Source organism: Paenibacillus marchantiophytorum (assembly GCF_014640555.1).
Classification (GTDB): domain Bacteria; phylum Bacillota; class Bacilli; order Paenibacillales; family NBRC-103111; genus Paenibacillus_E; species Paenibacillus_E marchantiophytorum.
Genome location: NZ_BMHE01000008.1, coordinates 105,270 through 119,571 on the forward strand (window position 1 = coordinate 105,270; position 14,302 = coordinate 119,571).

The 14,302-nt window shown below is 41.5% G+C and carries 9 protein-coding genes; all 9 read right to left on the reverse strand.

Annotation, left to right across the window (positions count from 1 at the left end):
• Positions 1 to 77 precede the first annotated feature (77 nt).
• The gene (locus tag IEY34_RS10565; protein WP_189011148.1) at positions 78 to 1,490 is read right to left on the reverse strand and encodes a response regulator transcription factor; all 1,413 of its coding nucleotides are present in this window, start codon (positions 1,488 to 1,490) and stop codon (positions 78 to 80) included.
• Positions 1,483 to 3,231, reverse strand: a complete 1,749-nt coding sequence (locus tag IEY34_RS10570) for a sensor histidine kinase (RefSeq protein WP_229757568.1) — start codon at positions 3,229 to 3,231, stop codon at positions 1,483 to 1,485. The genes IEY34_RS10565 and IEY34_RS10570 overlap by 8 nt, the downstream gene beginning before the upstream one ends.
• 208 nt (positions 3,232 to 3,439) lie before the next feature.
• Positions 3,440 to 5,707: a carbohydrate-binding protein gene (locus IEY34_RS10575; protein ID WP_189011150.1), complete on the reverse strand. Its 2,268-nt coding sequence runs from the start codon at positions 5,705 to 5,707 to the stop codon at positions 3,440 to 3,442.
• Positions 5,708 to 5,764: 57 nt separating this feature from the next.
• Complete coding sequence (locus IEY34_RS10580; RefSeq protein ID WP_189011152.1) at positions 5,765 to 7,306, reverse strand: ABC transporter substrate-binding protein; 1,542 nt, start codon at positions 7,304 to 7,306, stop codon at positions 5,765 to 5,767.
• 89 nt (positions 7,307 to 7,395) lie between these two features.
• Entirely contained in the window at positions 7,396 to 8,283 is an 888-nt protein-coding gene (locus IEY34_RS10585; RefSeq protein WP_189011154.1) for a carbohydrate ABC transporter permease, read from the reverse strand.
• An 11-nt stretch (positions 8,284 to 8,294) separates the two neighbouring features.
• The gene (locus IEY34_RS10590) at positions 8,295 to 9,233 is read right to left on the reverse strand and encodes an ABC transporter permease (protein ID WP_229757569.1); all 939 of its coding nucleotides are present in this window, start codon (positions 9,231 to 9,233) and stop codon (positions 8,295 to 8,297) included.
• A gap of 224 nt (positions 9,234 to 9,457) precedes the next feature.
• Entirely contained in the window at positions 9,458 to 11,803 is a 2,346-nt protein-coding gene (locus tag IEY34_RS10595) for an AraC family transcriptional regulator (RefSeq protein WP_189011158.1), read from the reverse strand.
• Positions 11,804 to 11,900: 97 nt separating this feature from the next.
• Positions 11,901 to 13,298, reverse strand: a complete 1,398-nt coding sequence (locus tag IEY34_RS10600) for a glycoside hydrolase family 30 protein (protein WP_189011160.1) — start codon at positions 13,296 to 13,298, stop codon at positions 11,901 to 11,903.
• A gap of 316 nt (positions 13,299 to 13,614) precedes the next feature.
• Positions 13,615 to 14,061: a GNAT family N-acetyltransferase gene (locus tag IEY34_RS10605; RefSeq protein WP_189011162.1), complete on the reverse strand. Its 447-nt coding sequence runs from the start codon at positions 14,059 to 14,061 to the stop codon at positions 13,615 to 13,617.
• Positions 14,062 to 14,302: the final 241 nt, after the last annotated feature.

Below are 14,302 nucleotides of genomic sequence, written 5' to 3' on the forward strand. Positions count from 1 at the left end.
TGCATGTTTAGAGAGCCAAATGACCGACAATTAGCATGACTTTGCGACTCTTTTTTTAACTATCAACTTTTACCCCCCTATTTATCGGACATATCTCTACCTGTACCCAGTGTTTGCCGATATTTGCTCGGAAGCATGTCCGTTTGCTCACGAAAGGTGCGGCTAAAATACTTTTCATCCATATACCCAACGTTTTCTGCAATCCAAAGTATTGTTTTGTTGGTATAGAGCAGAAACATCTTTGCTTTTTCGATACGAACCTGCCGTAAATAGTCACCAAAATTCATACCAACAATTTCTTTAAAGCATTGACTGAAGTAGCTTCGACTCATATTGACTCTTTTAGCAATGTTTACCGCTGTAATCTGTTGATTCATCTCTTCCTGAGCTATATACACAGCTTTAACAATACTCTCCATAACCTCTTGCGAAAAGGTAGGTTTGTCCATAGCGTTACGGATCATATTCCGTGTGTTTATAAGCCATTCATCGACTTGATACCAAAAATCAAATGAATCCAGCAGTTGAATTTTTACTAAGCTTACAGGATAAAATAATAGATTCCATTTATCGATTAACGTATACAGCAACCCGAAAAGCTTCGCCTGAGGTAACCGCATCATCTTTAAAGCATCGATATGATGCTTAAATAAGCTGTCCTGATAAATCCATTCGTAAGACGACCATTGCTCTTTCAGATCATTTATACTTTTTTCAGACTGTACTTGCCTGAGACAGCCCCATTCTTGCAACAAAATCGGCCCCATGCTGGAATCTAAATCATAATCGTAAAAGAAATCCTTCTCTCTATATTCTCTTAACCAACGATGTACATCTTTATGGGGCCTGCCGTAGAGACCAATCAGATTTATCAGCGCCCACCCCGATTTAGTGTTCACCTCCTGTGTAAGGCTTTCTAACCATAATTCGCTAGACTGCTCCACTGGTTGTGTCCAAAGCCAAAGGTTACTGTCCACTTCAATCATCAATTGATTCGCGTGTTCGCACCACTCATCTATCCAATAATCTCCAACATCCTTATTTAATGAGAGCAATGCATAGCCTCGATCACTTGTATAAACCTCATTTAGATTTGTAGCTCGTTTTTGTTCTTGAGCAATCCGGTTGTAGATTCTTTCAAGCACTTCCTCAAAGCGCTCCTTTTCAAGCTGAACCTTAGCAATGTAATCAATCGCACCTAATCTAAGCGCCTCTTGGATGTATTCAAAATCCTGATGGAGGGTCAATACAACAATATAAATATGAGTGAACTCTTGACGGACCCTCTTTATTAATTCAATGCCTGACATAACAGGCATTGCAAGGTCAGTAAGCAGTAAATCAACAGCATTAGATTCTAAAAATTCCAATGCCTTTTCGCCATTGCTTGCTTCCCCGACAACCTCCATATCGAAATTCTGCCATGGCATTGCCGATATAAGGCCCTTTCGAACTAATTTATCATCATCAACAACCATTACTTTAATCATGATTAGGTTCCACCTCCGAGAGGGGCAGACTTAACAAAATGCTCGTCCCTTTCCCTACGACACTATTAATTTCCAACTTGGCCCGCTCACCATATTGCGAATCAATCATACGCTTCACATAGTTCATCCCGATGCCCATACCAACCTTCCTATTTTCAACTTCTGAGTTATTTAATAAATTTTGTATGATTTCTTCTGACATCCCCGATCCGTTATCGTGAATCGAAATATTAATCGTTTGTGTTAATTTCACCTCAACTCGGATGAAGCCATCATCGCTTAAGCCATGATAAAGCGAGTTCTCCACGAGCGGTTGAAGGATGAACCGCGGAATCGGCATTTTCAATACCTCTTCATCCACATGAATCTGCACATCAAATTGAAAATCATAACGAATTTGCTGCAAAATAAGGTATTGCCTCAATGCCTCGATTTCCTCTTGTATTGTTGAAGCTTGTCCTAGCTTGCCTAAATTATAATGCAACAGTTTATTTAAAGACGTTACAAGACGATCGATTTCGTTCTGCCCGTTCATGACAGCAAGCCAATGCACCGTATCCAACGTATTCATCAAAAAATGAGGATTGATTTGATAAAGCAATTTCTCGACTTCAAGATCAACTCTGCGCTTCTCTTTCTGCTCAACTTCCGCGAACAACTCCCAAATTTGTTCTTTCATTTGTCGAAATTGATCCAAGAGATAATCAAACTCTGGTATTCTTGTCTTTGCTATACCAGATTCGATTCGATTTTGCGCCATCAGCTTAATTTCTTTATTGAAGCCGCTCAATGGTCGATACACCATTTTCCATAATAGCCAAGCCAGGAACAGACTCATTCCCAAAAAAACTAACGAAAATAGTAGGATTTGAACGAACCATCGATTCATCTCTTTATTATAATCTGCTTTCGGAATCACGGAGACAATGCTCCAACCTTGATTACTTTCCTGTCTAAACCAGTAAAACCCATTTTGTGCGCCAGAAGATTTTCCATTTTCAATGCCAGGGAATGTCGTATCCATTGCATAAGTATTGGGTAATTCGCTGTAGGCAATTCTACCATCATTGTCAAGGAATATATGAGAGTTCTTAACTCCGGTTTGATCATTATTAAGGATGCTCTGTGTCAAATGGAACCCTGTTTCAATGTAAACATAAACATCATCCCGATTAGGCAGTTCTACTTTTCTTAAAGCAGACAGCACATATTGATTATCAAATGAATTGTTGCTTACATGTGGACCATAATAGGAAATTCCAGAGTATTGGGCAAGCAATGGCAATTTTTCCGGAGAGAAGCTATTCTTGACTCCCGAATTTTCAAGATCATAGGAATGATCATTTTGGAAATAATAGAGGGTCAATCCGATACTAGGATTCGTGAAAGTAATGAGGCTTAATTCATCCTTCAGATTGCTTTTCATTTTGACTCGTTCGTATGGTTGACTATCTGTACTCGATAACAATTGATCTAATTTCTTGCCTACACTACCTTCAAATGCAAGCTGTTGGGATACATGGTTCAAATTGCTGATGGTGCCCTCTAACGAGAGCTCAACTTGCTTTAAATTACTTTGAATGCCGCTTTGAATTTTATTTGTAAGAATGGAGTAGATCGTATAGTAAGAAATCAGACCTATGCTAATAAACGGAATCAACGAGCTAAATAAGAAGATTATAATAATCCTCTTTTTTAAAGTCAGGTAATCATAAAGAAATAATTTAATATTTCTGCTCATATTGAAAAGTATACAAACACACGCTCCCCAAAAAAATATTTTCTGAATCTAGAAAATTGTATTATTCACTGCTTTACCATAGGTTGACCTTCTAACCAAAATAACACAGTACCCTCATTTTTAACAAGGAAAAGCAAAAGGCGCTATGGTTTTCAAACCATAGCACCTTCTGCTTTTTACCAATGAACCATGATAAGTTCGGCTGCAATCACTTTTTCACTACATTGAAATCATCAAATGCTGCCCAATTTCCTGCAAGAGCGTTGGAGAAAGCACCGACTGTGACTGTCCCCGTTGTCACCGTAATATTATCAATGACAAGCTGCGTCCAAGTATTAGGAATAGAGGCTGCTCCAATGTCACTATAGAGGGTCGCTCCCCCATAATTGCTTACTTCTAATCGCACTGCACTTTGGCCACCGCCTGAACGTACCCATACGGTTGCGCGATAGGTACCATTAGGCACGGAAACAGCTTGATACGCTGTTTGTTGATAAGCCGTGGAAGCATAATGAGTTAGTTTATAAGTTCCAGACCTAGGGGTACTCGTATCCACGCTTTGGGCGATTGCCTGACCTGTAGGATGCCAATCACTCCAATTCGTCAAACTTCCAGTCTCGAGTCCCGGATTCAATAGAAGATTGGTAGATGTGAATTGAATCCCGTTCAAATTAACACTGCCCTTATAAACAAGGTATACATCTTTAACACCGGATGCCCCGCTAAGCATTGCACTATTGGTAGCCCAGGTCTGCCATCCGCCCGTTGCTCCGACGGAAATGGTACCCAGCAATGCACCCGTTGCGCTGCCCGTCCTAACCTCGATTGAAGTGCTTGTCGTTTCCCCATTCGCCACACGAGCCATAATCCCGCTCACGCCGCTAAGATCGACATTTTTGTACATAATCCAGCTTCCATTGGTCGCGTTGCCAATATCCAAACCCCCACCTGTATCCGAGGATGTTTCTGGTTTAATGGAGTAAGCCTCATTATAGGCAGAAGCTTTCAACGGTTTGTCATTCTCAATAATCGTATTCGTGGTAGACTGTATACCTGACCACTTAAAGGTAACCGCTGATTTGGCTGGAAGGGTATATGTAAAAGCTTGTTCACCCCACTTTACTTTAAACGTATTATTCGTACTCGTTTCGTTGTACGCAACTAATATTTTACTGCCATCCGGATTCTTCAAAGCAACATTGTGAATGCCTGAAGCATATCCGGTCGAAGCGATTCGAGCAGCGCCAGGGACAACGAATTTACTTAAATGCCCCATGGAATAATAGGAGGGTCCATACGTTACATTGCCATTGCTTTGATTGATCGCAACCAGTCCTGTACATGTGGTACAACCACCATTGGTAGGCCCATAGTTCGTATCAAGAGCAATATTCCAAGCAATGAAGTTTTTAGACCAGTGGCGAAGGGATTTGGTTAAGTTTTTCATATCCACATCGAACTGACCCGTCGTTGTGTCCGTCCATATTCCGCCTGTGCATTCTGTTTCATAAATATCTTTGGTTGGATAGAGATAATGCGTCGTTGACATGATCGTTGCTTCACCGCCGTAACAGTGCCATGCTGTAGCCGGTGTAAAGCTTGCTGCGGCAGAATCACTGTAGTAAGCAGGTACAAAATCAACATCCCAGTTATGATCAAATCCAAAAATTTTAACATTTTTACCGCTCAATGCGGGGCCTAGATTGTTTTTAACAAAATTAGCCTCTTCTTGTGCAGTCAAATACATCCCCGGATACGTATCAGATGCCCATCTCGGTTCATTCTGTGGAGAAACGGCATAGATCGGTACACCCTTCGCTTTGTATGCATCAATAAAATTGACGAAGTAAGTAGCTAAATCACCATAATTAGCCGTGTTGAGTGTCGCCGATGTTCCTCCAAGCATAGAATTGTTTGCTTTCATCCAACCTGGAGGGCTCCATGGGGTAGCCATAATTTTCAGATTGGTATTCAAGCTAACGGCTTGCTGCAAAAGAGGAATGATATTCGTTTCATCATGTGCAATTGAAAATGTGGATGTCGCCGTGTCTTTGAAATTGTAATTGCCGCTTGCGGAAAAATCGGATGCACCTATCGGTTGCCGCAGCCAGCTAATACCGATACCGCTCGTTGGGCTAAACAAATTCGTCATTAATGTATTTCGAGCCGTTGAGCTCAGTTTTTGGTTCATTAAGTAGGCGGAGGAATCCGTGATGGACGCTCCGAATCCATCCACAGTTTGAAAGGCAACATTCTCATCCACGTAAATGGTGTTTTCATCCGTACTTCGGTAGGGTGAAAAAGTGATGTTACTCTGTGCCGTTAATTTTTCGGAAAGCGCTTCATTCGTACGCCATACATTAACCGTTTCTCCGGCAGCCGATACTTGATTAGGCTGGATGAATAAGAAAGAAGAAGCGAGCACGCCAGTAGTTAGGGTGATTGATAAAATCTGGTTTACTACGTTTTTTTTCACTGATTTTCCCCCTTAGAGTGATTAGCAAAAAGCATAAGCAGCAAAGCCAAAATTTATTTATTTGTTTGTTTTTTGTTTCCAGGCATCCAACTGCTTCTGAACTTCCGCAACTACTTTGTCAATTCCGGCTTTTTTGCGTTGTTCAATGTATTGCGCTAGTTTCTGATCTGAGCTTATTGCACCTGTATTAAGCGCTGGACCATACTCATCATTCACAGCTTGAATATTCGCAATTTCACTTTGAACAGGCCCTGGATCAAAGGTAAACCCAAGGATTGGGGAAGATTTCGCTTCACTATTTTCCTTTAGCGTCAGATCACGAACTTCTTGATTTTGACCTTGTTGCATATCAGCGAGAAACCCATTGCCAAATACCCAGGTTTGGTTTGGATTATATCCGCTGTTATCTGTTAACTTAATGGTATTTGCGGATAGACGTGTATAATGCTTTCCTTCAATACCGTATGAAACTAAGTTTAGCAGTTCTTTGTTCGTATTCAGCAGATTCAGAAACATAAGTGCACGCTCGGGGTTCCCTGAAGTCTTGCTTATCGCCTGCATGGACTGAATGATTGTGTTTGTACCAACAAATGGACTGGACGTAGGTATTGTCACGATGTCTTGGCCGCCTGAGGCATTTTTCTCTTCTACTTCTCTTCCTGGCTTCAATACGTTATGGAAAGTAACGGCGAGCTGTCCTGCTTTCTTACGATCATCGAGCGCTTTGACCGTTGGCGCATCTTTATTGATTAATCCTTTTTTATACCAGCTGTTCATGAGATCCAAGTATTCCTTGTATTCGGGTGTTTGAATGACATCAACGACTTTGGTCTTCGCATCATCGCGATAAATGCCGACAATAGCCTCATTCGAGATGTATTCAAGATTGTTGTAGGTCGTTTCCATGCTTTGAAAGTTACCAAGGCGCGTCAACGCAAATGGGATAATATCAGGTTCATTTGCCTTAATTTTCTCTAAGAAGGGTTCAATATCTTTGATTTTCTTGATTTTACTTGCATCAAGCCCATATTTATCAGCAAACCGCTTCTGAATGAGGAAGCCTTCTTTGTTCGTAATCGTTTGATAGTTAAGAATACTATAAGTCTTACCATCTACCTTTAACGCTTCCCAAACGAGATCGGGCATACTCTTTTTCAATTCGGGAGCCACTTTCGGCAACAGATCATCAATTTGAGCGAATGCTCCACGACGCGCGTTTTGAGCATAGTTAAACATCCAAAATGACGTCCAAGCAATATCAAAATTTTCATTTGCAGCTACCATTGTATTTAGCTTCTGCTCATAGCTGCCGCCGTCTGTCGGCATTAGTTTAATTTCTGCATTGATTTTGGCCGTAGTAATCTTATTAATCGCATCCTCGACGGCTTTGGTATCCGGTTGCACACTCCATTGCGGGTAATACCACGTAAGCTTGACCGGTTTAAGGGTGCTGCTGGTTGCCTTGCTATCCGCTGCTGGTGTCGCTGTATTACTTGCGTTACCCGACTTTCCATTGTCTCCTCCGCATGCAGACAAAATCAATGACGTACCCATCAACACGGTTACCCCGAGTTGAATTCCCTTTTTTTTCTTTAACATTGAACAGACCTCCTAGTTAATTGTATGGAAAGCGATTATTGAAAGCGTGATCATGCTGCAATAACCGTTTGCTCCTGTTGTTTATTCGCCTACTCTTTTAATGAACCAACGGTAAGACCTTTCACAAAGTAGCGTTGAAAGAACGGAAATATAAACAGCATGGGACCCGCCCCTAGAACAGCCAAAGCCATCCTGGTGGTTAAACTCGGAAATTGCGATATATTGACATTTCCACTTAAATATTGCGAATTAGCTGCGTAGAACTCAATAGTATTCATTGTTCGGTACAACAATAACTGTAAAGGCACGAGCTTCTCCTTATCGACAAACAAGAGCCCCAACCACCAATCGTTCCAGTAGACAAAAGAAATAAATAAGCCAACGGTAGCCAATGCTGGTGTGGAAAGCGGCAGCACGATCGTAAAGAAGGTTCGATACTCACTTGCTCCATCCATCTTGGCCGATTCAATAATTTCTGTCGGCAGTCTATCCAGGAAGCCCTTCATAATCATGACATAAAAGGGATTGATGAGATAGGGAAGAATCAATACCCAGATGGTATCCTTCATATGTAGATATTTCACGATCAGAATGTAGAAAGGAACTAAACCACCATTAAACAGCATCGTGAACACCACGAGAAACGTCGTTGCTTTGCGATACTGATAATCTTTACGAGACATGGTATACGCAACCATGGCGGTGAAGAGCAAGCTAACTAATGTACCCCCGATCGTAACCACAATCGTGACCATATACGCGTTAAGGAGAACACCCGGATGTTGAAAAACTACTTGATACCCTTTTAGACTAAAGTGATCCGGGATAAATCGATAGCCGTATTTCACTACACCATTTTCATCTGACAAGGAAACGGCTATCACTAACAATAACGGGAGCAGCATAGCAAGAGACACAAGTCCAAATAATACGTGCACGGCGCTGTGAGCAATGGACTCCTTCTTCTTTAAATTCATAGTAACGCTCCTTACCATAATGCATTGTCCGAATTGATTTTCTTGATAATCCAGTTAGACAGAACGACAAGTATGAAGCCGACTACCGATTGATACAGCCCAACTGCGGCAGACATCCCCACATCCCCGATCGTACGCAAAGCCCGGAATACATACGTATCGATAACATCCGTTGTCGAATATAAGAAGCTGGCGTTATTCGGTATAAAATAGAACAAACCGAAGTCTGCACGGAATATACCGCCAATAGCCACAATGAACAAAACAATGATCAATGGTGTCAGTAATGGCAGCGTAATGGTACGAACCATCTGAAACTTGTTGGCTCCATCGATCTTAGCCGCTTCATAGTACGTAGGGCTGATCCCAATGATGCCTGCAAAATAGACAAGCGTCGAGAAGCCTACTGTTTTCCATAAATTAACGGCGTTCAGAATGTAAGGCCAACGACTGGCTGCCTGGTACCAATTCACCGGTTCCAGACCGAAGAACGTCCAGACATGATCGAGTAACCCTCGGTCTTGCTCCAAAAAGGCAAGTGCGATATACCCAACAACGACCCATGAAAGGAAGTAGGGAAGGAACAGCGCAGTCTGATAAATTTTAACAGCTCTACTGGACAATTCATTTAACAGTACAGCCAAAATTAAAGCACATACCATTGTAATCGCGATAAAACCAAGATTGTAGAGCACGGTGTTGCGTGTAATTCGCCAAGCATTATCCGATACGAAGAAGAAGCGAAAATTGTCGAATCCATTCCACGGACTTCCGAATATCCCGCCGTCAAAGCGAAACTTCTTGAATGCGACGATCAAACCGATTAGCGGCAAGTAATTAAAGATAAGTTTGAAAATGAGAGCTGGTAAGCTAAGAATAAACAACTCTTTATTTTGCTTGAAGCGCTTCCATCTCCCTGTCGATCCTTTCCGTATGGCCTGATCTTTCATTTGCATTCACCTCCTCTGGTTGACTTGCTTACTTGCAATTTCATAAGCTTATCTTGTCAGAAATGACGAGGGGTTTTCTACTCAACAAATTGCACTTTACTCCATTGTGTAGTCAAATTCTCGTACATTCCTCCTCATCCGAAGGCGGTTACCCAAATAAACGGCTTATATTTCGAAAAAGGCCCTGAATCTCAACTTCCGTAGGTATCCAGGGCGTTTTCATTTCATATTTTGTCTGTTCCTATGACTTTTCTTAATCTGTAATCTTTCGGTGTTGTGCCATATTCCGCCTTGAAAAGCTTGAAGAAATAGCTCTGAGAACGGTAACCTACACGCTCCATGACTTCCGTAATGCTGATATCTTTAGCTTCTAGTAACGCTAAGGCATTATTCAGTCGTACTTGATTGATATACTCCGTTACCGCTGTTCCTGTTCCTTGTTTAAATACGCGACCAATATAGGCGGAGGACATTTTCAATAATTGCGCAATGGTTTGCAAGCTGAAATCAGGATTATTACAATTCTCAGCGATAATCTCTTTCATTGTATGGCACAAAATTTCCGTCTTATCATTCTCACCAGGACTGGTTTCATTAGTTAGCTGTGCCGTCAGGGCATGGAACAACCCCTCAATCTCGCCGACGGTCTCTTGTTCCAGCACTTTTTTATAGAATTGTCTGAGATCGATCGCAATCGGTCTCGAGCGATTCTCATTCATCTCACTGATTGTTTTCGTGACCGTAACCGTCATATGCAAGATGGAGTACATGAATTGGGTATAGGTCAGCGATATCGCGTAAGTAAAGAATTGATGGAAGTTCTTCATTAATTCATCGCTATTTCCCCTACGCAAATGCTCGATGATTTGTTTCTCAATCTGCGTAGCCTGATAAAGATCCTCATGGCGTTCATTTACCTTTACGCGTTCCGACGAGAGTAGTGTGGAATGACCGAATATCATACGGTACTTGATGAGTTCTTGCGCTTCACTATACGCCTCCGCAATCTGCAAATAATGATCAAATGGCGCTGCATACGATATCGTTGTAGAAAGCTGGTAATATCGCTGAATGATCTGCTGTATTTCCTTCAATGACGCTTCGAAAGCAGGGAGCGAGAAGGAATCCTTATCCAGAAGAGAAGCTAGAAAGACGAAATGATTATCCCCCATCTCAATCCAAATGAGCTTACACCAAGGCGAAAGCAATTCCTCCCCTATGTTTCCAAGGGCAAAACGATATATTTTTTGGTCATCCGCACTGGCCTGCATCATTCTAGTCTCAAAATCATCGATTTGGCACACGCCGATCATAAAGGGGCCTTCCGCATCGATCGCAAGATCATGTTCGGTCAGTAAATGAAGGAATTCATCCTTGGTCAGACTTCTACTCTTGGTGAGGAGATTGCGTATATGAAACCCTTCCACAATTTGTCGATTCCTGGCGTGTTGAATTTCTGCAGTATTGGTCTTATCGATCATAGAGGCGTAGACGTCAGAGAGATAGGACCATTCATCCTTTTCTTTCATAAGCTTAGGTCCTGCTGGGAGTGTCCCTTTCAGCTGCATGATCATTCTTTCAACAGGTCTATATAACCGTCTAGAAATGATATATGCAATGACCGCGGATAATAAAAGGAACAATACCGTCGAAATCACCAGCATATTTCGAATACCCTTCAGTTCGCTTAAGGTATAATCGTAGGATTGTATACTAACAGCCTTCCATTGATACATGCCAAGTGACATGACCGTCACAATCGATTTGTTATTGCCTTTGCCATAAGTGAAAGATTCAAAATCAGCTTGACTAGCCTGTATCCGCGCAGCAACATCTGCCGGCAAAAAATTCGCAGAACGATTCTCACTCGTATACGAATTTCCCTGTCCATCCATAAGCAGAACGGAACTGCGCTTGTCGTAAGCCAAATCATTGATCACTTTAATATTATTAAATAACCATTCCGGGTTCACATTGAGGATCAGTGCACTTTGTTTCAACGTCGGCATTGCCTCATCCCTGTACATCACATAGGAGAAGAAATCAACAGCCGTCATCGAATCATTCGATATTTTGAAAGGAATTAATTGCATCTTATGCAGACTGTGCTGGTTCTCTAGTTGCTGGATTTGCTGCTCGAACCGCCCAATCTCCCCATGCAAATTATCTTGAAATTTCCGATTTGTCGATAAGTAAGTATGAGTATAGTTGTTATACAAGATAATGGAATGCAAATAGGTAGAGGAGTCCGCTAGCTTATCCAGCTTGGCCAATTTCGTCGCGATACTCTCATAACTAAACGTTTGACCATAAAGAATAGGAATGACTTCGTTATCAAAATAAAGTGACATCATTAAATTTTTCAAAATTTCATCCATATATTCGACATTATATTTCACTTGGGCAAGCACTTTGCGGTTCGCTTCCGTTTGAATATGAAGTGTTGTGCTTTTCATTTTCACATACATCGTTGAGGCAAATACACAAAGTACAACAACGATAAAGACTGTCAAAGATAATAAAATACGCTGCAAATATTTACGGGAACGAAGTTTAGCCCACATGCTCATTCTGACTCCTTTTGGACGATTCTTGCGATCGTTCATGAACAACATAGGACTGTCCCATGAATGGGACAGTCCTTATTCAATCGAGATTGTATACGAATCAAGAACGTTGCCAGCGGAACGTTGCTACCGTTTTCGGAGGAAGCTCGGCATGAATTTGTTCCCTCTCAGCAACAATTCGGAAGGGCTGATCCTCATCTGTCTGGTTAATGACTACAACAACTATGGTGTTATCAGGGTTTAGAAAAGCAACATTCGTTACAGTAGCTGCAGATCCATAATTGCTTTCAACTCTTCGTGCCCCCCGTTGGATGAATTTAGAGAATTGCCCGGTCAGGAAAAACTCCGGAGTCATCCAGTACTCATCTCGATGGTTGGCATCTTGAACAATTAAAGTCGGGTCGGGGATCCCAACCCATTGATGGCTACCGATTGTGCTATCTAGCATGGTCACCCAAGCATTATAACTAGAAGCCCAATTGCGAAAATATTGCGCAATTCGGTCTGCTGCAGACACTCCCCAAATCGAACGTTCCGTCATATGAATGGTCTTACCCGGATATGCACCCTTAATTTCCGACATCAGGGTCGGTTCTCCATCATAATCATGAAAAGCGATCCCATCCGTAACTTCATAGCCCTTTTCATCATTAAGAATGGGGCAAACGTACATCCAACCATCACTGAAGTTATGATCGAAGATCCAAATTTTAGTGTGAAGCTGGTATGCATCCAACTCTTTTTTGAGTGCAATTGCCAATTCCCTTTGACGCTCGGGACTCATATAACAACTTGGATAATCGATTTCAAGTAAAGGCTCATTTTGAAGCGTAATGGCATATAGTTCAATACCCTGCTCTTGGTACGCTTGAATCGCTTTACGATAATATTGAGCGAGAGCGTCCGTATACGCCTGGCCTTCCTTCAGCTGCCCTTTCTTCAAGCTTCCAGAGGTTTTCATCCATGCAGGCGGAGACCATGGAGAAGCAAATATCTGCATATCAGGGGCTATTTCCAGCATTCGCTTCAGCGTTTTTACAATCCCCAAATCAATATCCTTTTGTATCGAAAAGCCCGCTAGAGGAAAATCCGTCTCGCCCTCATCCAGATCATTGTAGGAATAAAAAGTCTGCGCCGTGAAATCCGATGTGCCGAGTGTAATGCGCATAAAATTAAATCCAACTCCGTTGCTGGAATCGAGCAACCAAGCGTAGATCTCATCTTGTTTTGCTTCGGACATCTGCGACAAATTATAGACCGTGCTTTCTTCTACCGAAGTACCCATGCCAACAATTTCTTGAAACGAGATCTCAGGAAAGACGGTAATCGTTGGGATATCAATCGGGCTAGGAGAAGTGATAGTCAAGTTCACTCTTGCTTCAAGTGTATGATGGATTGGAAATGACTGATAAAACCAAGATCGATCTCTTGGATTTTTCTCAGAACTCCACCAAACCTCAGCTTCTTTGTGTTCTTGTTTTTTTTGAATAGGTGTCATCGTTGTCTCTCCTCTGTTAAGTAACCGAAATAACCAGCAGTTTGAATACCATGCTGTGAATGGGTTGCATTCCTTAGTATGGCATACTAAATCTACATTTTTCTACTGATTAATCTGTACATTTCTCAACTATGACCCTATATAAATGCGATTATCATGCTATTTTCGCCAACCTGTTCAATACGTTGATTTTGTCCGTCTGATTTATTTCCGCCACTACTTAACCACTCCCAACATGGAAAATATACCCATATATATTATAACGAATACACGTTCGTAGGTAAACAGTGTCTATAGGCATTACGCCGACAGTTTTTTAATTAAGTTGAAGTAAACGTATGATTTCACCATCAATTATCTCTTCGCTTGCCTTTTTAAACCCCAAGGATTCATACATTCTTCCAGCAATTAAGTTATTAGGTCTGTGCCCGATCATAATTCTTTTGCAGCCCATTGATTCAATCAGCTCAATTAGTTTTTTCATTGCTGTCTTTCCGTAGCCCTTACCCTGGTTATTTTCATCAATCATTATTGCGGGTATCCAGTGGTTACCCTCCCCGTCTGGCTGCTTACAAAAAGCAAGAAATCCGATTAAATTATCATCACAATAAATTGCACGCAGCTCAAAATCATCAACATATTTAGATTCTGCAATCCAATAAACAACAGGTGCAGGAAAAACATTTAGTTGTTCTTTCTTAACTTTTAACCTGGTACAATCATACCAGTTTTCAATGGACACTTGCTTTAATTCAATACCCAAAGAGAATTCCTCCCAAAATTGACTTCACAGAGGATTTCATCCCTCTATGACTATAATTGAAAATCCTTCATTGCAACTACCTCTGCATGAATATTTTTCATACCACATCACTCCTTTCAATTTGGAAATCACCCATTCATCTTACCACTAAGTTTTTCGTCTTGATTGGTACAAAACAGCTATAAAAATTGAGTCTCGAGATCTGACTCTAAAGTTGATCATCCACCACGCTCTACTCCCC